This is a genomic window from Ferrithrix thermotolerans DSM 19514 (assembly GCF_900128965.1).
Classification (GTDB): Bacteria; Actinomycetota; Acidimicrobiia; order Acidimicrobiales; family Acidimicrobiaceae; genus Ferrithrix; species Ferrithrix thermotolerans.
This window is the reverse complement of sequence record NZ_FQUL01000041.1, coordinates 1-21200: the sequence shown is the minus strand read 5'-3', so window position 1 is coordinate 21200 and position 21200 is coordinate 1. Positions and strand designations below refer to the sequence as shown.

At 51.7% G+C, this 21200-nt stretch carries 15 protein-coding genes and 1 pseudogene; 14 read left to right on the top strand and 2 right to left on the bottom strand.

Features of this window, described 5'->3' with window-relative positions:
• The 11 genes from BUA24_RS10240 to BUA24_RS10190 all read left to right on the top strand — a co-directional run.
• On the top strand, nucleotides 1–137 hold a 137-nt coding region (locus tag BUA24_RS10240; RefSeq protein ID WP_084660424.1), incomplete at its 5' end, for an IS3 family transposase.
• Nucleotides 138–270: 133 nt separating this feature from the next.
• Entirely contained in the window at nucleotides 271–756 is a 486-nt protein-coding gene (locus BUA24_RS10235; protein ID WP_072792170.1) for an inorganic diphosphatase, read from the top strand.
• A 69-nt stretch (nucleotides 757–825) separates the two neighbouring features.
• On the top strand, nucleotides 826–1143 hold the full coding sequence (locus BUA24_RS10230; RefSeq protein ID WP_072792168.1) for a NifU family protein: 318 nt from the start codon (nucleotides 826–828) through the stop codon (nucleotides 1141–1143).
• A 66-nt stretch (nucleotides 1144–1209) separates the two neighbouring features.
• Nucleotides 1210–2394 (top strand): ArsB/NhaD family transporter, encoded by a 1185-nt coding sequence (locus tag BUA24_RS10225; RefSeq protein ID WP_072792165.1) that lies wholly within the window; start codon nucleotides 1210–1212, stop codon nucleotides 2392–2394.
• A 34-nt stretch (nucleotides 2395–2428) separates the two neighbouring features.
• Nucleotides 2429–4549 carry a transglycosylase domain-containing protein gene (locus tag BUA24_RS10220; protein WP_072792162.1) on the top strand — a complete coding sequence of 707 codons (2121 nt, stop codon included), beginning with the start codon at nucleotides 2429–2431 and terminating at the stop codon, nucleotides 4547–4549.
• Nucleotides 4550–4596: 47 nt separating this feature from the next.
• The gene (locus BUA24_RS10215) at nucleotides 4597–5307 is read left to right on the top strand and encodes a CT398-like coiled coil hairpin domain-containing protein (protein WP_072792160.1); all 711 of its coding nucleotides are present in this window, start codon (nucleotides 4597–4599) and stop codon (nucleotides 5305–5307) included.
• A gap of 270 nt (nucleotides 5308–5577) precedes the next feature.
• A complete protein-coding gene (locus BUA24_RS10210; RefSeq protein WP_072792157.1) occupies nucleotides 5578–7239 on the top strand; it encodes an APC family permease in 1662 nt (553 codons plus the stop codon).
• 229 nt (nucleotides 7240–7468) lie between these two features.
• A complete protein-coding gene (locus BUA24_RS10205) occupies nucleotides 7469–8329 on the top strand; it encodes an ArdC-like ssDNA-binding domain-containing protein (RefSeq protein WP_072792155.1) in 861 nt (286 codons plus the stop codon).
• Between the two features lie 719 nt (nucleotides 8330–9048).
• A complete protein-coding gene (locus BUA24_RS10200) occupies nucleotides 9049–9528 on the top strand; it encodes a DUF3293 domain-containing protein (protein ID WP_072792152.1) in 480 nt (159 codons plus the stop codon).
• 98 nt (nucleotides 9529–9626) lie between these two features.
• Nucleotides 9627–11405, top strand: a complete 1779-nt coding sequence (locus BUA24_RS10195; RefSeq protein WP_143146522.1) for a glycoside hydrolase family 71/99 protein — start codon at nucleotides 9627–9629, stop codon at nucleotides 11403–11405.
• A 50-nt stretch (nucleotides 11406–11455) separates the two neighbouring features.
• Nucleotides 11456–12346: a mechanosensitive ion channel family protein gene (locus BUA24_RS10190; protein WP_072792146.1), complete on the top strand. Its 891-nt coding sequence runs from the start codon at nucleotides 11456–11458 to the stop codon at nucleotides 12344–12346.
• A gap of 80 nt (nucleotides 12347–12426) precedes the next feature.
• Here the strand turns inward: BUA24_RS10190 and BUA24_RS10185 are convergent, their stop codons facing one another.
• Both BUA24_RS10185 and BUA24_RS13200 read right to left on the bottom strand, forming a co-directional pair.
• Nucleotides 12427–12612: a hypothetical protein gene (locus tag BUA24_RS10185; protein ID WP_072792143.1), complete on the bottom strand. Its 186-nt coding sequence runs from the start codon at nucleotides 12610–12612 to the stop codon at nucleotides 12427–12429.
• 329 nt (nucleotides 12613–12941) lie between these two features.
• Nucleotides 12942–13067, bottom strand: a complete 126-nt coding sequence (locus BUA24_RS13200) for a hypothetical protein (RefSeq protein ID WP_272867306.1) — start codon at nucleotides 13065–13067, stop codon at nucleotides 12942–12944.
• Nucleotides 13068–13148: 81 nt separating this feature from the next.
• Here BUA24_RS13200 and BUA24_RS10180 point away from each other — a divergent pair, with 81 nt between their 5' ends.
• The 3 genes and pseudogenes from BUA24_RS10180 (at nucleotide 13149) to BUA24_RS10170 (ending at nucleotide 20140) form a co-directional block, all read left to right on the top strand.
• Nucleotides 13149–13532 (top strand): ImmA/IrrE family metallo-endopeptidase, encoded by a 384-nt coding sequence (locus tag BUA24_RS10180; protein WP_072792140.1) that lies wholly within the window; start codon nucleotides 13149–13151, stop codon nucleotides 13530–13532.
• Between the two features lie 173 nt (nucleotides 13533–13705).
• Nucleotides 13706–15307 carry a hypothetical protein gene (locus tag BUA24_RS10175; RefSeq protein ID WP_072792137.1) on the top strand — a complete coding sequence of 534 codons (1602 nt, stop codon included), beginning with the start codon at nucleotides 13706–13708 and terminating at the stop codon, nucleotides 15305–15307.
• A gap of 75 nt (nucleotides 15308–15382) precedes the next feature.
• Nucleotides 15383–20140, top strand: a pseudogene (locus BUA24_RS10170) (type ISP restriction/modification enzyme).
• The last annotated feature ends 1060 nt before the right edge of the window (nucleotides 20141–21200 follow it).

The following is a 21200-nucleotide window of genomic DNA, read 5'->3' as shown; positions in this document are numbered from 1 at the left end:
AATTTAAAACACGAGAGGAGGCAAGAACCGCAATCTTTGACTGGATCCAATGGTACAACCGCAAGAGGCTTCACTCGAGCATCGACTATGTATCGCCGATGCAGTTCGAACAAGCCGCTACGATACAGGCCGCATAGGTAAGCGGGGTTCAGTGTCCCATTTGGTGAGCAAGTCCACTCTCATATTTAGGTACCAATGGGTAGGCTTGATCTTAGATGCTGCTGATCAATCTATACTCTTTGGTGTTTGAGGTGTTTCTAAGGAGAGGTTTTGCAAAGTCTTATCGCAGTTGTTGAGATACCCAGAGGATCTAAAAATAAGTACGAGGTAGACCACGACTCTAATACTGTGTGGCTAGACCGAACTTTATTTACGCCGATGGCCTATCCCACCGAGTATGGTTTCATAGAGCACACTTTAGGAGAAGACGGCGATCCACTAGACGCCCTTGTCCTACTTGACCATCCCACCTTTCCTGGCTGTCATATAAAGGTACGGCCCGTTGCTGCGTTTATAATGTCCGATGAAGCAGGAAGGGATGTAAAGGTTCTCTGTGTCCCGGAGAAGGATCCCAGATACAGCCGCTTTGAAGACCTAAAGGACGTGCAGCGCTCTGTGCTCGATGAGATCGAACACTTCTTTGCTCATTACAAAGACCTGGAGCCTGGAAAATCAGTTACCGTGGAGGGATGGGAGCCACTTTCTAAGGCGCAAGAGGAGATCGAGGCGGCCTTTACCCGCTTCAGAGGCGAGTAAGTCTTAATCGTATTTGGGGCATAAAAGGCTAGAGGAGCTGGTTAGGCAGAGTATAGAGGAGTTGTCACTATGGAACACGTCGATCAAAAAGATAGAGTTGCCGAGGTTGAAAGACTCATTGAGATTATGCGACCAGCAGTTCAAAGTGACGGTGGCGACCTTGTACTAAAGGCTGTAGATGCTAACAACGGAGTGGTGGAGGTGGAGTTGCAAGGCGCTTGTAGCTCATGTGCGATATCAACCTCGACGATCAAGCTCGGTGTAGAGCGAATACTAAAGTCGAAGCTCCCCTGGGTTCATGAGGTTCGCGGCGGTGTCGAAGAGGTAGATGACCTTACGTTCAGCGCTTCGTTGGGTCGTGGCGCCTATATACCGGTTCGCAGATAGCGTTTTGGTCGTGGATATAAGGTAGGAAGCGATCAGATACTAGACACGGTCCTGGGCTTATCGTTAGTGCTCTCGGTTGTCTCAGCCGTAATGGCTGGAAGGTCAAGACTTTTTGTAGCTGGGTCTCTGCTTTCGGTGCTTGTATCTTTAGGGGTTGGAGGCGTCACACAGCCTGCAGTTAGGGGAGCTGTGTATGCGTTACTTGACTCTCTGGCCTTTTTGATCGTGGCGGTACCCTTTAGTGCTCTGCTTGCAAGGATAGGGTTTTTCGAACAGTGCGCAAGGGTAATTCCCAAAAAGAACCCCCATCGCTACCTGTGGACTCTGGCAGCGGCCGTGACCGCTGTGTTCAACTTAGACGCCTCGATAGTACTTTTGACGCCGATCTATCTAACCTACGCCCGTAAACACAACCTAGACCCAAAGGCCTTAGCGTACCAGCCCCTTTTGCTGTCGCTACTAGCGTCGTCTCTGTTGCCGGTATCGAACCTCACCAACCTCTACGTAGTATCGTTGTACCACCTAAGCACCTTTGCCTTTCTGAGGCTTCTTAGTCTTCCCTCCCTCGCTCTTGTTCTGTTAGGTTATCTACTCTGGAAGAGACGGTTTCTCAGAGGACTAAAGACCCCTAAAACTTCTTTTGCCAACGAAGATGGGGAAGTCTTCGATCTAGAAGGTATCGGCGTAGGTCTGTCTGCTACAGTGCTGGTGTTGATCGGGTTTATTTTTGGTCCTAGCTATGGTCTTATGCCCTTTGAGGTGGTGGGTGTAGCCGATGTGTTGCTGATTGCATATCTTGGGTTGAGGTGCAAAGAGATAGCGTTTCATAGGTCCTGGATCCCGCTCACGACAGCTTTGGGAGTGGGTGCGTCAGCGCTGGCTGCGGTGTCACTCGCCGGACGTGTCTCGGTCTCATTAGGGGGATCGACAGCAGAGAAAGTAGCTGCGCTAGCGATATCGGGCGGAGTTGTTGCTAACGTGTTGAATAATATTCCGGCGGTAGCTGCCATGGTCAAGGTGCTCCATCCGTCTGGGGGTTACGAGTTAGCTGGACTGCTTCTGGGAGTGAATGCAGCACCGGGACTTACTGTCTTTGGAACCTTGGCTTCGATACTGTGGTTGTCGATCCTTAGGAGTTATGATCTAGATGTTTCAGCTTATGAGTTCTTTAGGGTTGGTTTAGAGGTTGTGGTTCCGAGTTTCTTTGTTGCTTTGGTTGTACTTATGACAATTTCTGCATTGAGGGTGTGAACGACTCATATGTTGACGAGGATAAAAATTAACCGTGTTGCGTAACCGAATTGGAAACGTAGTTATAACTATCGTCGCTTCAGGCCTAGCCTTGGCCCTGGCATTTATCTTTGTGGTTCCGGCTGCCTCCACGTTAGCGAACCTGAAAGAGCCGGGTTCTTTGTCGCAACCCCTTCAACTCAGGCTCGCCCAGGCTCCTTCGGTGATCCTTGCACGAGACGGCTCCACTTTGTACACCATCGGAAACGGTCAGTTCGTACAGCCTGTAAAACTTGCGCAGATCCCAAAGATGGTTAGAAACGCAGTTTTGGACGTAGAAGACCACGCGTTCTACATACACGGAGCGCTCGATTTTAAGTCGATTGTTAGGGCTCTGGTAGCCGATGCATCTGGGAATCAGGGGCTTCAGGGCGGATCTACGATCACGCAGCAGTTGGTCAAGAACGCTATCTTGGACCCCCAGAGGACTCTGTCTCGCAAGATCCACGAAGCGGTCCTTGCCTACAGACTCTTTGGGCAGCTCTCTAGAGACCAGATTCTCCAGGACTACCTAAACACGATCTACTTCGGAGAGGGAGCTTACGGAATCCAGGCTGCCTCGCTTACCTACTTCCAACAGCCGGTGTGGAAGATCAATCCCGCTCAGGCGGCTCTGCTAGCGGTCCTGATAGAAGATCCCTCTGGATTGAACCCTTACTATCACCCCGCAGCAGCTTTGTTTCGTCGGAACCTGGCTCTGTCACAGATGGCAACCTATGGAGACTTAACTGCAGCTCAGGCGGCTATGTACCAAAAAGAGCCGTTGCCAACTCAGCTGAACCGGCCCACGCTTAACTCCCCGAGTGGCTTTGTGGGAGAGGTTGAGTATAGGCTTTTGCACGACTCGAACTACTCGTTCCTCGGATCCACGCCAACGCAACGTCTTTCAAACTTGGAACAAGGCGGATACAGGATCTACACAGGGTTAGATCCTTCCATGCAAGCAGATGCCAAGGCAGCGGTGTTAGCTAGGTCCCCATATACAGCTGGCAGGGTATCGGCTGCTTTGGTCTCCGTGGATCCTTTGACCGGCGAGATCAGGGCGTATATCTCAGGAAACCCCCTTGGTGGGGCTGGAGGTTATGATGTAGTATCGGGTCGGGGGGGAACCGGTCGGCAACCGGGTTCCACCTTTAAGCTCTTTACCCTCATGTCTGCACTTCAGCAGGGCTATAGCCCTAACGATACCATCGATGGAACCGCTCCGTGTAAGTTCAACATCCCCGGAGTGACTCAAGGGACCTATGTGGCCCACAACGCAGAACCCGGACTTGGAGTCGTTTCGATAAACAAGGCGACTGCCGACTCCATTAACTGCGCGTACATAAGGCTTGGTGTAAAGATAGGTCTCAACAATGTGGTTACGATGGCTCATCTTTTGGGGGTTCACTCTTACGTCCCAGCGATTCCCTCTATGGTGATCGGTTCGATAGATGTAACACCACTTGAGATGGTAAGCGCCTATGCAACGATCGACGCCCTAGGTGTGTATCACAGGCCGGTATTTGTTACAAAGATCGTGAACTCCTCTGGTTCTGTACTTTATAGAGCAGATGAAAGAGGTGTAAGGGTGCTCTCACCCCAGCTCTGTGAAGTGGCTATCTCCGTTTTCAAACAAGTGATCGCTTATGGAACTGGGACTGGAGCGGCGATAGGTCGACCAGCAGCGGGAAAGACCGGCACTACAGATAACTTTACGGATGGATGGTTCGATGGCTTCACGCCACAGCTTGTCACCTCAGTGTGGATGGGCGATCCTCAAGGAGCTATCCCGATGAGACCTCCACTTACACCCCAAGACGTATATGGAGGTACCTATCCTGCCTCTATCTGGCAGTACTTTATGTACCATGCGCTTGCACCCTATCCGGTTGAGAACTTCCCCTCTCCACCCCCAGGCTCTATAGCTCCGGGCAGGTTTATAGTTCCTATCGACTCCCCCGGATCTATCACCTCGCCAACATCTACTACCACAACCTCTACCACTGAGGTGCCTACAACGTCATCTCCTACTACAACCTCTACCACTCAGGCAACGACCACCGCCTCTGTGTCTACCTCTACCTCAACGGCGACTACAACTACGCAGCCAACTCAGAGCACAACTGTTCCTTAGGTCCGAGTCGTTGAGATACGTGGTAACTTGTGTGTAGGTGATCTCGGTTGGATGATGTATTTGAGCAGATAGCTGAGTTGGAGTCCGAGATGTCGGCGGTCAACTCCCAGCTAGCCTCCCATGAAATGAAGTCGAAGGCGCGAGTTGCTGCAGAAGATGCGAGCGAAGCACGACGAAAGCTTTCAAAGGCACAGGCGGAGGTCTTGGATCTAGAGGAGAGAATCTCCCAACTTGAGTCCGAGGCGGCCCCGGTCAGGGAGAGGATATCGTCTTTGCAAAGGAGCTCGCCCACTGGTTCCTACAAAGATGAAGAGGCTAAGGAACATCAGAGTCAGGTCTCAAAGGCACGTCTAGAGGAACTCGAGGAGCAGGAGCTAGAGCTCATGGAGTCCTTGGAGATAGCTAGGGCTGAAGTCGCCGAGCTAGAGAGAGAGCTAGAGTCTGCAAAGCAACTCTTTGATCAGTTGCAAAGTAGCTGGAGCGAGACGGAGTCAGGCCTCAAAGCTATTCTGGCACAAAAAAGGGAGGCTCTAGAAAGTCTCCTGCGTGAACTTAGCGACCCAGACCGGGAACGTTACATGTTGCTTTCAAAACAGCTACAGGGCTCCGTATTTGCCTTTGTGAGCAACTCGGTCTGTGGGCACTGTGGTCTTTCTGTGTCTACAAAGATAATAGGGAGACTGAAAAGCCAAGGTCAAAGCTCACTGTCTGTTATGGAGCGATGTGAGGAGTGCGACCGAGTGTTGCTGATTAGGTGATCTACTCAACCTAAGGGTCGAACCTTGATTCCAAAATGTCCACCTGGCGCTACGTTGTCGAGGCTAATAACTACTCACTCTAGGTGAAGCTCCAAGCGTTTCCTTTTCGAAAATTTACCGAGCGTACAAAAATAAGCGGTTGCCTTCTCTATGTATCTTATGTATAATCGATTCAAATTTACCGAACCTGCGCTAATCAAGAGATGAGCGCATGGGTCGTTGAATTGTAGTTTGTCGCTTGGCGACATTACTTGAAAGAGGGGAAACTAAATGAGTACAGTCCAAGGAGGTGGCGGTCAACTCCGAAGAGAGATGAGCCGTCTAGACCTCGTTATGGCTGGCTTGGGGGCGATCATTGGCTCTGGCTGGCTCTTTGGAGTGTTGTACGCAGCTAATGATGCGGGACCGGCTGCAGTCTTAGGCTGGGTAATCGGAGGTATTGCAGTTATCCTTATCGGGCTGGTATACGCTGAGCTCTCCGGTATGTTGCCTGAAGCCGGTGGTATCGCTAGGTACCCGCACTTTACCCATGGCTCTCTAGTCGGATTCATCATGGGGTGGGGAGCGTTTATCGCTTACTCCACCGTTCCAGCTATCGAGGCTGAGGCCGTGGTTCAGTACTCCGAACACTACATAACGAGCTTCAATAACTCCACGTTTCTTAGGCTTGTGGTAGAGGCGCTGTTGTTGGTTCTGTTCTTCGCCATCAACTCCTATGGAGTAAAGGCGTATGCAAAGACAAACACCATCGTGACGGCGATCAAGTTCATCATGCCGACCCTTACGATACTAGTGTTTCTCTTTGTGGCTAGTCACTGGAGCAACTACTCCTATCAGCCGCCAATGGCATCGAAGGTACCTGGTGGATTCGCACCCTATGGTGTTGCTGGTGTTCTAAAGGCCGTGGCGTTATCTGGTATCGTCTTTTCGTTCTTGGGCTTTCGCCAGGCCGTTGATATGGCTGGTGAGGCGAAGAATCCACAGAGAGACGTCCCCCGGGCTATCATGACGGCTATCGGGTTGGCGATAGTGCTCTACGTTATGTTGCAGGTTGTCTTCATCGCTGGTATTGCACCCAGCGCTCTGTCTAAGGGATGGGCGGCACTAAATTTCACGTCGCCCTTTGCTCAAGTGGCGTCTGCTCTAGGGCTAGGCTGGCTGGCTACTTTGTTATACGCAGACGCAGTTATCTCACCGGCTGGTACCGGCAATGTGTACTTAGCCTCTACCGCAAGGGTTGTCTATGCAGGTGCAGCTAATAAGTACCTTACCAAGCGGTTTCTTACCCTAACCGACAAAGGTGGAGTGCCGATTCTCGGACTTGTTGTCACACTTATATTTGGTATATTAGCGCTTCTTCCCTTCCCGTCCTGGCAGAGCCTCGTAGGTGTTATATCGTCAGCGACGGTGTTCACCTATATGATCGGACCTGTCAGCGCAGCGGTGCTAAGGAAGAACCACCCAGACGCTCACAGACCTTACCGCCAAGGCGCCCTAGAGGTAGTGGGTCCCCTGGCCTTCATTGTGGGAACCCTCATCATCTACTGGTCAGGCTGGAATATCGACTGGAAGCTAATCGTAGCCATCTTGGTTGGGACCCTTATCTACGGTATCGCAGCGGCTCGGCCCAATACAACGTTGGACAAGGTCGACGCGGCAGCCCTTAAAAGCGGTGTCTGGCTTATCGTTTACCTGCTTGTGATGCTGGCTATGACCTACTTTGGTTCGGCGACTTTTGGGGCTCCCTTCAACAAAGGTAAGGGACTTATCCACTACCCACTTGATCTTGTGGTAGTTGTGGTTCTCTCCCTCGTCTTTTACTACTGGGGTGTCGCCTCAGGACGTAAGACCCAAGCTGGTATCGACGCCTTCGACAGGGCAGACAGAGACCGTCTAGAGCGCAATAAGGCGGAACAGTCGACACTTAGGTAAAGGTTGTAAGTAAGGGTCTAGTGAGGACCTTCCATGGGGCGGGCTCTAGCCTTTAGAGTCCGCCCTTATGTGTTTTGTAGGTCGTGAAAGAACGACTGCCGGAGGACGTCTCCCTCCTAGATCAGGTCTCGTCTAGTCTACGAGCTCCCTGTAGCTAAGGTATGCTACATTACTCTTCGATATCGGCGTCTTCGCCCAGTGTTTGTCTTACAGATGAGATGGGTCGAAGATGAAGGGATATCTGAATTACCATGAACTAAGAGAGCAGTTAGAAGGTGCTCTAAAGGAACTTGTCGATAGTGGTAGGTGGGGCGAGTTCCTTCACTTTGCGTCAAGGTTCTCCACGTACTCTCCAAGAAACACTTTGCTAATCTATGGTCAGTGCCAAAAACTTGGAATAACGCCGTCTTACCTAGCCGGTTACTCCCGATGGAAGGAGCTTGGTAGGTGGGTCAAGAAGGGGTCAGTGGGGGTGAGGATAGTGGTACCGTTGACTCAGCGGACACGCGTCGCTGAGTCTAACTACGACGGCTCCTTAGAGCCTCTTGATGAGCTGAAGGTTGTTGGGTTTCGTGCAGCCTCGATCTTCGACCTATCGCAGACTGAGGGAGAGCCCTTTGAAGAGCCAATGGCGCCAAAGTTGCTGAGTGGTCAAGGTGACCAGGTAGCCGAGGAGTTCCTAAGGAACTTGCTTGTAAGACAGGGTTTTACGGTGGTCTCTGGCACTTTGGATGAGGGAGTGAACGGTTACACCGACTTTAGCGGACGCGTTGTGGCCCTCTCGGACTCTTTGAGTGACATGCAGAGGCTGAAGACCCTTGCCCATGAGTTTGCGCACGCATCGATGCACGAAAGAGGCGCCACCGAGAGGGAGGTGGCAGAGCTTGAGGCAGAGACCTTTGCCTTTCTTTACATGTCGGGGATAGGGTACGACTCTGTACAATACTCTGCTCCTTACCTGCTTCGCTGGGCTGGCGGCTCGGTCGAGACGGCCTTGGGAGGATTTGAGAGAGCTTATTCTCTGTTCTTAGAGGTCGCCGCAAAGAGCTCTGAGAACGATGAGGTGGAGTCGGCGGCCTGCCACGGCTGAGTAAAGGCGACAGAACTCCCAGATGGTGTTAGCTCAAGTGTGTCTAAAGGGCTCTATAGTAGCGCCTTCGCAATCATCACCTGTCTTGCTGGATGTGACGAGGTCTCAAGAGGATCTAGACGCCTGGTTGTTGGAAACAGGGGTCTGTTGGATAGGTAAAGCGTATGTTAGTGTAAAACACCTTTGGATCTACACTTGCCGGGTCTGGTGAGGGCTTCTAACTTCCTCCTCCAAAGATGGGTGTTGTAGGTGTGCGGAGGCGTCGAGGTGAGTATCGTCATACCTTCTTTAGGTGTAGGGACTTACAAATTAGGTGGTAAGGGTGGCAGCGTCGTTCTCTAGCGTCACATATGTGCTGGTGAGACTGTCGGTCTGTAAGAGCTTTTGATCCTGGAAACGTGATACCACTTGTATATCCTTCTGCCGTTGCTTTGGAGCTTCCTCTTTGATCTGTGGTTGGCGTATAAGTAAGAAGGTAGGATCTACCTATCCTCTCAGCTTGAGACACGCAACTCGATGACGATGTCGCTGGTTGTTACCTAGTAGAAGATCGCGATACTCTAAACCTTTCTGTATCTGGGGTGTATTTGATCTGCCGTGGCTTGCGACTAAATCTTTCGAGCCGATGTGACATCTACACCACCTCATATGCTCAATGGGTGTGAGACGTAGAGGGGGGAGGCGGTGTCTTTGTTAGCTAGTTATTAGAGGAGGGGTCCTTGGCAGAGGAGTTGACGTCTTGGGATGAATATCTAAGGGCGAAGATCGAAATCTATCTGGAGGGCGCATGGCGATGTATCTTCGACGGACGTGAGCGCTGTGAGCTTTTCGAGCCGCTTGCACGGCTATTTGAAAGTCACGCGGAGAGCTACATTGTAACTGCGTGGAATCCGGGGGAGTTAAGGCTGTCTTACGAGGAGAACCTTCAACGAAACCACGAGCTTGAGTCGATGCTACGTGCGGTTTCGGGTGTGCAGCTTTTTCCAGCAAAGGGTTCTTCGCAGGACGAATCCTATCTGGAGATGGGTTATTTAGTGGTCTCACAGACTCCGATGTTTGGGTTGAAGGAGATGACCTCGATAGCTCGACTTTTCGATCAAGAAGCTATCTACGTAATCGAAAAAGGGATGCTTTACTGCCTAAGCGTGGGTGGAGACCGAAAGATAGAGATGGCAGAGATCCATCGTTCCTATTCATGAAACTCTTGGAGTAAATAACTTTTGATCGTAAAGTTCACCTTGAGTTTTTGTCGATAGCTGAACTTAAGATCCTGGGACTTTAGGAGGCCTGAGTGACGATGGGGGTTTTTAGGGGAGTCTTCGCCTTGTTGTCCTCAACTTTGTCTGTGTTGTTCCTCGTAGGTGCTGTATCGACAAACGGAGCCGCATATCCAAGTCAGACACCGCAACCTCTTCATCGTCTTATATCGGGGTCTAGGGCTTCAAGTATGCAAAACACCTCCTTCAGCACTCCTCCTGGATACTGGGAGGTCGCCTCTGACGGAGGTATCTTTACCTTTGGGGACGCAGGTTTTTATGGATCCATGGGTGGGCATCCCTTAAACGCTCCTGTCGTTGGCATGGCGTCCACACCCGACGGTAGAGGATACTGGGAGGTCGCCTCTGACGGAGGTATCTTTACCTTTGGGGACGCAGGGTTTTATGGTTCTGCGGGGGGTATGCCGATCTCGGGCAGGGTCGTTGGCATGGCGTCCACACCCGATGGTAAAGGGTACTGGCTCGTTACCAACACAGGGGATGTCTTTGCGTTCGGTGATGCAGTGTTTGGGGGATCTATGGGTACCCACATACTGAATAAGCCTGTCGTCTCGATCGTCTCAACTCCAGATGGACGGGGTTATTGGCTGATCGCCTCTGACGGAGGTATCTTTACCTTCGGGGACGCAGGGTTTTATGGATCCATGGGCGGACACCCCCTGAATCAGCCGGTCGTTGGAGGGTTTGAAACAGGTAGCGGGTATGGATACTACGAGGTCGCCTCTGACGGAGGTATCTTTACCTTTGGGGACGCAGGTTTTTATGGATCCATGGGCGGACACCGCTTGAATCAGCCGGTTGTGGGAGGGTCCCAAGTTGGTGCTGTACCCTACAGCCAGCTTCCTGGACCTGGACTTAGTTCGAACCGTACCGTCGCTGCTTTTTACTACCCATGGTGGGGAACACCTCCAACCGTTGTCACTTGGGAACATTGGAATCAGAACAACCACAATCCCGCCGTTGGCGACATAGCTTCTAACTTCTATCCACTTGGTGGTCCGTACTCTCAGGCGATTCAGGCCACCGTCGACTCTCAGATGGCGCTTATGAACCAAGCCGGGATAAACGAGTTGATATCCTCGTGGTGGGGTCAGGGATCGATAGAGGACCAAAGACTCTCTTTAGTGGTTCCATCGGCAAGAGCACACGGGATCGATGTAGCGATCCTGATAGACGGTTACGCCGGGCGTACTATCTCTTCGATCACCTCTGACATAGCCTATCTGAGAGCAAAGTGGGGGATAACAGACTTTTTCTTCTGGGATCCCACTGAGTACTCAGCGAGTGCCTGGCAGTCACTGACCTCTACACTCTCAGGAGTTCGACTCTTTGCGACCGGGGATCCGGGGCAGATGATGACGGGTCAGTTTGAGCAGTGGGCGCGCTCAGCGGGGTTCCAGGGTATCTTTACCTACGACGTCTACGACGAACAGCCTTCGGACTTTGCTCCCACCTGCTACGAGGCTCACCTTTATGGACTTATGTGTTCACCATCTGTAGGTCCTGGCTTTATCGACCAAAGAGCCAACAACGACACCCGTTACCGATCCCGCCAAAACGGAGCTAACTACGACGCTATGTGGCAAGGGGCACTGGCTTCCAACGCAGACTTTATCACCATCACCTCCTTCAACGAGTGGCACGAAGGGACTCAGATAGAGCCGGCACAGGCTATGTGTATCCCGACTTACTGCTACCACGACTACAACGGAGCATACGGTCTCACAGGCACAGCAGCCTCTTACGCCTATATCAACCGAACCGCATTTTGGTCGAAGATGTACATGAACGGCATTTGATCTCAACAGATCGCGCCTATGTGAAGTGGTGGCTAAGGTATTAGGTCATCATGGTGTTATTTGGGATCGAGATAGCAGACTACGAGACCTGGCTGAGGACCAGTGGCATAGAGATAGTCTTGATCGCCATAGGGTCGGTTTTAGTAGCGCGCTTCATTCACGGGGTCGCCTCCTTGGCTGAGCGCCGCGTGGCTAAAGCGACCGCTTATCAGGTGGTAAGCGACCTGGTGAAGTCGGAGCCTACAAAGTACATTCACACGGCGATCCAGGCGATCGACTGGACCCTCAGAAGCGTGACCTACTTTACAGCTACAGTTCTAATCCTTATCCGCTTTGGAGTCCCCCTCACGTCCCTTGTTGCTCCAGCAACCGTGCTGGGAGTAGCGGTGGGCTTTGGGGCACAGACCTTGGTGCAGGACGTCTTAGGCGGATTCTTTATTATTACAGAGCGACAGTACGGCGTCGGAGACGTCATCCGCATATCGGGCGTCGGCCTCACCACTGGAGTCTCTGGTACGGTGGAGGAGGTAACTCTTAGAATAACAAAGATCAGGTCCCTAGCCGGTGAGCTTATTGCGGTTCGAAACGGCCAGATACTGCAGGTCGCGAACCTATCTCGAGACTGGTCACAGGTGGTTATCGACATTCAGCTTCCTGCGGAGAAAAAGGCCTCTCAAAGAGCAAGGGAGATACTAGACGAGGTGTGTAAAGAGCTCGCTAACGACGAGCGGCTCATTCCTGTACTTCTGACCCCGCCAGCGGTTACAGGGATAGAGTCCATCTCCCTCGGCTACGTCGTCATGCGTGTTGTGGCCCGTACCCTGCCGTCCAAGCAGTTCGAGGCAGGGAGGATAATGCGGGCCAGGATCATTGAGGTGCTCTCGGAGGAAGACCTTCTCCCTGACTCATCCTCTTCGGCAGTGATTCAGCAGATGGTGTGATGAATGAAGGCTTTGCTAAGAGTTAGACGCTCCACCTGGTACCTAATGGTGCTGTTTCTGGCGCTTTTTGTACTGTACCTCTATGTTCGACCCAAACAGGTTCCTGTATATGTCTCTGCCCCGACAGTATCTACAGCCACTACTACCACGACAGCTGTATCAGCAGTACCTTCTACCACCACCTCTGCCGTTAGATCGACTACCACTACTTCATCTCCGAAAGAGACCACGACTACCACATCGACGACGTCTACAACGGCTGCCACCTCTTCAGCGTCTACGACCTCGACGACCTTGTCTCAAAATACCTCTACGACCTCTTCCTCTACGACTACAACTTCCAAGGGAACGACCTCATCGACTACATCTACGACTTCGTAGGTCTAAAGACCTAGATAGGTCCGCTTTTCTTGAATGTCTGTGGCTAGAGATCTATCGGCCCTCATCACCCCTGCGAAGAGGTAGTTTTAACAGGCTGTCTTTGATTGTGATCTTTTGAATCTGATGATATGTTGTTGAGGACCTAAGGTTTTTACGTTTGACTAGGATCGGGGTTGGTGGCTGTACGTTCTAGTGTCCCTTGTCACAAGTGGCTTCAAGAACAACAGGCTCGAGGTACTTCCGCATCGAGGCGAAGATCTCGTCGGCGCAGATCTCCATCTTGAGTAAGTGTCTCTTTTACTGACTCGATAAGTGCTTTAGTATTGTTTGTGGTGGTCATGGTCTACCTCCTTGAGGTTCTGGTTTCTAATAATTCCTAGATACCATGGCCACCACTAGCAAATCAATACACTCGTGGAATTTGCACAACTATCGGGACACAACCTTGAGCCTGCCAACAGGAATCAACGGCCTCTGTAGCCACAAGAAACGGACCATCCAGATCGAGATCGCTAACTCCAGTGCCCAGAGGGTAAAGACCTTGGCTCATGAACTTACCCACGCACTCTTGCACGAGAACGAAGACGATCGTGAGTTAGCTGAACTCGAAGCTGAATCAGGCGCCTATGTAACCTGCCAAGCTCTCGGGATCGACTCTGGTGATTACTCCTTTGGCTATGTCACCCTCTGGGCCGGCGGTTCTACCCAAGCCATTGCGAAGATCCGTACCAGTGCCGAGCGGATCCAGAAGACGGCCGCAACGATCTTGACCGAACTCGATGTCTACTTGGCGAGAGCATCATAAGAAAATGCTTTGCACAACAGGGTCGACGTGCGATTCGTGACACCGGCCTTACGACAGTGCCGGGCAAAGCAATGTCATGCCTTTCGAACGGCCACCTTGCGCAGATGTGGATGTTGTTTCCTCTCTGGCGGTGTCAGAATCTAAACTGGTCGTTGGACTTACGGGGGGATTCAATGGAAGAGCTGCGACCATTAACGAGGCATGACGTCTTCATCCTAGGAGCTGGGTTTTCGAAGGCGGTTGCTGGGAACTTTCCTGTCGCCGCTCAACTACTTGAACCAATACTGGAAAGACTTAAAGATCGTTTAAATAATGGCACCAAGCCACATGGCGGCGAGGGCTTTGAGCAGTGGATATCGAGGTTAGCAGAAGACCAGCCCCACCTCTCGGCAGACGAGAATCTGGAGCGATCAGCGGCCTTCCTTCGGGTGAGCCAGGAGATCGGTAAGATTCTCATCGAGAGGGAGAACGTAACCCTAACGGGTCAGATGCCTCCCTGGCTTGCGAAGCTGCTCTTTGCCTGGCATGTCCGGCAAGCTACGGTCATCAGTTTCAATTATGACAACTTGATAGAATGTGGTGTCAACTCACAACATCTACCGATGTTTGATCGCAATCCTGTTAGCATTCACGACGTCTTGAACCGCTTGCCGCCATTGCCACCTTCCATACAAAACGAGGAGACCAGACTTTCAAACTTGCAAGGTGGCGGTATGGTCTCGATGGCCAGTGATGACTTCGAGCAGTCAACACCCTGGCGAGACACATTTCGTCTGATCAAACTGCATGGCTCAATCTCCTGGTACTGGGTGCCAGATGATGCAACCGGAGCCACCCTGCAACGCTGGCCCAATATAGGAAGTTTCGGTCAACCAGCTGGCGACCAACGCGCAGAGATCCGTAGACAACTACCCGGCAGGGAATCATTCATTGCGCCCCCTTCGTCGACGAAGTCGAGGTATCTAGCCAACCCTGTCATCCGACAACTATGGCGGGACGCATTCGAAGCTCTTCGTGAAGCTGACCAAATCTTCTTCCTTGGGTATTCAATCCCTACACAGGATCAAGCTGCTATGAGTCTGATCGTCGAGGGTATTGGTGACCGCAAAGCGAGAATTCACATCGTCGATATCGACGCTGACAGGGTGAGAGACAATTTGGCAAAGTTGCTCGTTAGATACGAGCCGTCCCAAGCAGAACAGGAAGAGGGCATTCTGGCGAAGAAGGTGACCAGGCTTGAGCGCCGCTATCGGTTAAAGCTCCACCCAGGCGACAATTCGATCAAGAATCTTGCGGACTCCTACATCGATGAGCTGGCAACTCAGCTCGCTAACAATCTAACAGACTACGCTCGCGGTCTACCAGCGATTGACCAAGTCATTGACGTAGACTGCACCGATCAAGATTTTAAGATCAACCCAGTTGTTGGAGGCATCTCAGCGATGGTTGCAAGCAACTCTTACGCAATGAACTTTGACGGGATTACCGTTGAGAATGGCATCTTGACCATACCTTGTCGGCTCGGACCTCTTGAAAGAGACGATCTGGCACTTACCAAGCTCTTGAAACGGTTGCAAAAAGAAGATGTTAAAAAAATAACTCTTCAACCGCCTACGCAAGACAACGAAGACCCACAGACAATTGTCCCGATAGTCGATTATCGACTTAAGACCAATACGCAGCCAGATCTTCATCCATGCTGGCAATCGCTGGATCTTACTCCCTTCATCGTCCGGGCACCAGAAGCCCGGCCTGGCCTGACTGTGTCTGGGTGAAAAACATCGACTAATGGTATTAGCAGAAGGCACTCTCATCCAGACAACCCTTACATCCTCGATTACAGTAGTTCCATGAACCTAACAGATCTTCTAGAGAAGCTTACCCTGTTATCCGCAAACTCCACCCAACAGGGAAACGCATTTGAACGTCTGATGAGGGCGTACCTCCAGACCGACCCCCTCTATGCCAGTCGCTTTGAAAAGGTCTTTAGCTGGATGGAGTGGCCTGACCGACCCGCTGGGGAACGCGACACAGGAATCGACCTCGTTGGGATCGAGCGCGATGGCGGTGTGTGTGCGATTCAGTGCAAGTTCATCCCTGCCGGCCAAAGCGTCTCAAAGCCTGCAATCGACAGCTTCCTGTCGGCCTCATCGAGAGAGCCTTTCACCTCACGGTTGATCATCGCAACAACTGACCACTGGAACCCGAACGCAACCAACACCTTAAAGGACCAGCGTCCTCCGGTGCAAAGGCTTGGGCTTTCTAATCTGCTTGACTCGCCGATTGATTGGTCGCAGTTTGACCCCACGATGCCAGATAGGCTCCTGCGACTCTCAATTCGGACCCTGTTGCCTCATCAAAGAGCAGCTATTGACGATGTGAAGAAGGGTTTTCGCCAAGCCGATCGAGGGAAACTCATCATGGCCTGTGGAACCGGCAAGACCTTCACCTCGCTCCGACTCGCAGAAGAGGTCGTAGGGCGTGGCGGTCACGTACTATTTCTCGTTCCCTCCATTGCACTACTGTCCCAGGCCTTGAAGGAGTGGATGCGCGAGTCCGAGGTGCAGCTCCAGTGTCTCGCCGTCTGTTCTGATAACGAGGTCACTCGGGACTCAGAGGACAGCCATACCTTTGATATCGCCTTGCCAGCTACCACCAAGCCTGAACGCCTCGGAGCCCACCTTGAGACTGCGAGGCAGAGGGCACAGGCTCAAGGTGTTTGTGAGCCAATGTATGTCACCTTCTCCACGTATCAGTCCTTACGGGTGATCGAGGAGGCCCAGCGAGATTTCGGTTTCCCGGAGTTTGATCTCATCATCTGTGATGAGGCCCATAGAACCGCAGGTGTCGCAACCGAGACTCACGACTCTAGCTTTGTTTTAGTCCATGACAATAAGCGCATCCGAGCCAAGCGACGACTCTACATGACCGCTACTCCGAAGGTCTATGGAGAAGGAGCGAAGTCAAAAGCTAGCGAGGCCGAGATCGTCCTCTACTCGATGGACAACGAGGCCCACTTTGGCAAGGAGTTCCATCGTCTTGGCTTTGGTGAGGCGGTATCGCAAGAACTGCTCTCGGATTACCAAGTGGTGATCTTGGCGATCGATGAGGCTTATGCCGCCCAGACCCTGCACTCTGTTCTCACCGATTCAGATTCTGAGATCAAACTCGATGACGCGGCCAAGTTGCTCGGTTGCTGGATGGGACTCGCCAAGATCAGCGATCGGCCAGAAGAGTTCGCCAATGATCCAGATCCAATGAAGACCGGAGTCATCTTCGTCAATACCATCAAGGGATCTAAGAAGGTTCAAAAGACCTTCACCGACGTGGTCGCCCAAGCTCAGCTCCAAGGGATTGGAACTAGTCGCAATCTACCTAGTGTCGAGATCAAACACATCGATGGCACGATGGGGGCACTGGAGCGCAATGGGGATCTCAACTGGCTTAGAGAGTCAACTGAGAAGTGCCGACTCCTCACGAACGCCAAGTGTCTCTCAGAAGGGGTAGACGTACCATCGCTTGATGCTGTCATGTTCTTACAACCTCGCAAATCCCAAGTCGATGTCGTCCAGGCGGTAGGGCGAGTAATGCGACGAGCAGAAGGCAAGCAGTTTGGCTACGTGATTCTCCCAGTGGTCGTTCCCTCCAATGTCGATCCTGATGAGGCACTCGATCGGAACAAGTCCTTCGAGGTCGTCTGGCAGATCCTTCAAGCACTAAAGGCCCATGATGAGCGCTTCGAGGCAATCATTAACACTTTGAATCTTGGTGATCCAGCGCAGCGCAAGATCAACGTGATCGGGATCGGGGGTGACTCCGAGGAGTCTGATAGTACCCACAAGGAGACGGTAAACGAGATCAAAACCCAGACAACTCTTTGGCCCGAACACATCGAGACCGCCATCTTTGCCAAGCTCTCAAAGCGACTCTCTAGTACCAGGTACTGGCCTAAGTGGGCCGAGGACGTTGCAGTACTCGCTGGCACCTATGTGACTCGTATCAAAGAGGCGAAGAACCGATCGAGCGTATTTGCCGACAATCTCGCGAGCCTTGTCGAGACGCTGCGTGAAAACATCAACCCGAGTATCTCTGAAGATGACACCATTGAGATGCTCGCCCAGCACATGGTGACAAAACCGGTCTTTGATGCCCTCTTTGGTGACTATGACTTTGCTAGTTCGAACCCAGTATCACAATCTCTAGATGCTGTCGTTGCCTACCTCATCGATGAGGAGGGAACTGAGTCCGAGGCCAAGGATCTCGAACGCTTCTATGCATCGGTCAGAGAACGCGCACAAGCTGCAAAGACCAAGGACGCCCGCCAGCAACTTGTGAAGGACCTCTATGAGAACTTCTTTAACAAGGCGCTAAAGCGCACCACTGATCGTATGGGGATCGCCTATACGCCGATTGAGATCGTTGAATTTATGTTTAGATTAGTCGCTGAGCTCACCAAAACCTACTTTGGTCTTGAACTCAAAGACTCAGGCGTACATGTCCTCGATCCCTTCGTTGGAACTGGGAGCTTCATTGTGCGCCTAATCGAGCTTGGACTCCTGGGAGAATCCCTTCCTGCCAAGTACAGAAGTGAACTTCACGCCAATGAGATCCTGCTCCTGCCCTACTACATCGCAGCGGTCAACATCGAGTCTGCCTATCACGCGATGGCTCAGGCTGAGAACTACCAACCCTTCAACGGCATCGTCTTGACCGACACTTTCCAGTTGAACGAATCGCATTCCTTCATGGAAGAGACGGTCTTCAAAGCCAACTCGCAGCGCATCGAGGCCCAACGGCGGGCTCCGATCACTGCCATCGTCGGGAATCCTCCGTATTCGGTTGGACAGGGCAGCGAGAATGAGAATGCGAAGAACTTGAAGTACCCAAACCTCGATCAGCGAATCATCGATACCTATGCCGCCAAGTCGCGTGCAGTCGGTAAGAAAAGTCTTTACGACTCCTACATCCGCGCACTTCGCTGGGCCTCTGATCGGATAGGAGACTCTGGCATCGTCTGCTTTGTTACCAACGGAGGTTGGCTACGGGGTGGCTCTGGCCAAGGAGTGCGAGCGAGTTTCGAGGAGGAGTTCGATACCGTCTATGTGCTGGATTTGAGGGGGAATAGTCGGCGCACCTATGGCGAGACCGATATACGTAGCGAAGGTGAGAACGTCTTTGGAGTACGAATTCCGATAACCATACTCATCCTGATCAAGGGAGGGCTGGACGAGAACGCCCCCCGAGGGATCTTTTACCATGACATTGGTGACTACTTGAGCCGGGAGGCCAAGCTCGATCAACTTGCCCAATTTAACTCGGTAGCAGGTGTCCAATGGACACAGGTGGAGCCTAACCAACAACACGACTGGGTCAATCAGCGAGATCAGAGCTGGTATGGGCTAAAGTCTCTGACAACTACAGAGTCTGAGGCCGGAGTCTTCAAGATTGACTCAAATGGGTTGGTGACAAATCGTGACGCTTGGGCCTATAATTCCTCACAAGAGACCTTGCTCGCAAAGATGGCCTCAATGATTGAGGTATTTAACTCTGAGGTAGAGCGTTACAAGAAAGACCAGCCCTCTTCGGTTGATGACTTTGTGATCGCGGACGAGACCAAGATCAGTTGGTCACGAGGTCTCAAGCTTGAACTAACGCGACGAGTGAGGGGGTCAAATGCTTATCCAGTTGCATTCGATCCATCGCGGGTAAGAGTTGGGCTATACCGTCCGTTTTTTAAACAATGGGTCTACTTCGACAAGGCATTGAACGAGATGCAGTACCAGCTTCCAAGGCTCTATCCGACGGGCGAAGTGGGTAATTGAGCGATCTTGGTAAGCGGAAGGGGCGCAGGAAGATTCGCGGTATTGGCGACGGATGTAGTCGCAGACCTCAATACCTTCGTACCCACCCACGTCTTTGCTCGCTATCGTTATGAGGTTCCCAACACCAAAGACGCTCTCTTTGATGGAGTAGAGCGGGAGATCAGACAAGTCGACAACATCACCGACGAAGCACTGGCGGAGTTCCAAGGAATCTATTCAGATACCTCGCTCACCAAGGATGATCTCTTCGCCTACATCTACGGAGTCCTTCACCATCCAGGCTACACAGAACAATACGGTGACAACCTTACCAAGGAGTATCCACGAATACCTTGGTTGAAGAATTATCGGGAACTGATGGAGATTGGTGAGAAGCTGCTTGACCTGCATATCGGATACGAAACTGTCGAGCCTTATCCGGTGGCAGAGGAGTTCACCCTTATGCCTCCAGAGGATGAACGTGAACGCTATCGCGCGACCATTATGGGGCACCCGAACAAGGGGTCCGGAGCACGAGGTAAAGCCGACTGGGATCGGACACGGATTCAGGTCAATGGGTACCTGACCCTAACCGGTGTACCAGAACGTGCGTCGGAGTGGATACTCGGGCCACGGCCAGCGCTCGAACTGTTCCTGCAACGGATGAGGCCGTCGATAGATAAAAAAAGTGGGATCAAGAACGATCCGAACGAGTTTTCAGAGGACCCAAAATATGTGGTGGAACTTACCAAGCGAGTGATCAGGGTTTGTGTGGAGACGTCGGACTTGCTGGGGAGCTACCAATGAATGATAAGCAGCTTGAGAGGGAGTGTAAATACTGCAAGAAATACTGCAATCGTCACCGGATAAGGTTGGTGATTTCGTCATTGTTAGAAGAAGGGTTCGGAGACCATCGCCCAAAGAAGAGGGTCGCCACCTACACATCTGGATAAGCGGGGGAAACTTTGACAATTCTACTATATTAGTTTCCGTCATGACTATCGCGATAGTAGGAACCGTGCTCGTATTTACTATCGTCACAGCACACGGAAATTTGACAGTTTTGGTGCTCGAACTAGCAGTTCTCACAATCTTATTTCCAGTCGTAGTAACCACTAACGTGAACCTTGTAGGCAACCCACGACCCTCTTACGGCGAGTTATTGTTTTCGCTATTCCAAGCAAGCATACCCTCTGCATGTGATGGCGTGCAGAAGCAGTATCTAATTGACTATGCCTTGAAACTGTACTCTATAAATGGTTGCAACCGTGATGGCTTTGACGAATTGCTGAAATGGATCTATGATCGAAAATGCAGTTGCTGCGATTACCGGATGCTAGCAGAGCAACTCAATGTGCTGTTGCACAAAAACATAAAGTGGCGCATTTTGCAACGAATGTGGGGTGCAACTGTATGGATCTGGACTGAACCCCCCTTAGGTTCTCCGAGACTGTCGGAGCCACCGCTGCAAGATTTTGTTACTAAGAGTGTATGTTACGAGGTCGAGTCGTAAACTGGTCGTCGCGATATCGTTCACCTTTATATTGCATGGTCGCCAGGCAACGTATCGGGCTCGCAATAGCTCGAGTACCGTGAGTCCTGAGCGAAGTGCCCAGCCTTGTTAGATCGTTCATGAGTGTCCACGTTGTGAGAGCGACTGCCGCGGTACTCGTAGATGTCCAGACCGCAATGTATTCTGCTCTCGTATTGGACCTCAAGGCTTATGTCCACACTGTGATGAACCGGTTGCCTACTTGGATCTCGATAACTGATAGACACTCTACTTCCACTGTCAAGGACTAAATAAAGATCAAAAGTCAATGACAGTTCTATAACCATTTACTAAGATAGACACAGTTCCAAAGAC

Bases quoted from the DNA above. Each gene is read 5' to 3' on its own strand.
- BUA24_RS10195 (WP_143146522.1), top strand. From the start codon at position 9,627: ATGGGGGTTTTTAGGGGAGTCTTCGCCTTGTTGTCCTCAACTTTGTCT.
- BUA24_RS10205 (WP_072792155.1), top strand. From the start codon at position 7,469: ATGAAGGGATATCTGAATTACCATGAACTAAGAGAGCAGTTAGAAGGT.
- BUA24_RS13200 (WP_272867306.1), bottom strand. From the start codon at position 13,067: ATGACCACCACAAACAATACTAAAGCACTTATCGAGTCAGTAAAAGAG.
- BUA24_RS10190 (WP_072792146.1), top strand. From the start codon at position 11,456: ATGGTGTTATTTGGGATCGAGATAGCAGACTACGAGACCTGGCTGAGG.
- BUA24_RS10210 (WP_072792157.1), top strand. From the start codon at position 5,578: ATGAGTACAGTCCAAGGAGGTGGCGGTCAACTCCGAAGAGAGATGAGC.
- BUA24_RS10175 (WP_072792137.1), top strand. From the start codon at position 13,706: ATGGAAGAGCTGCGACCATTAACGAGGCATGACGTCTTCATCCTAGGA.
- BUA24_RS10230 (WP_072792168.1), top strand. From the start codon at position 826: ATGGAACACGTCGATCAAAAAGATAGAGTTGCCGAGGTTGAAAGACTC.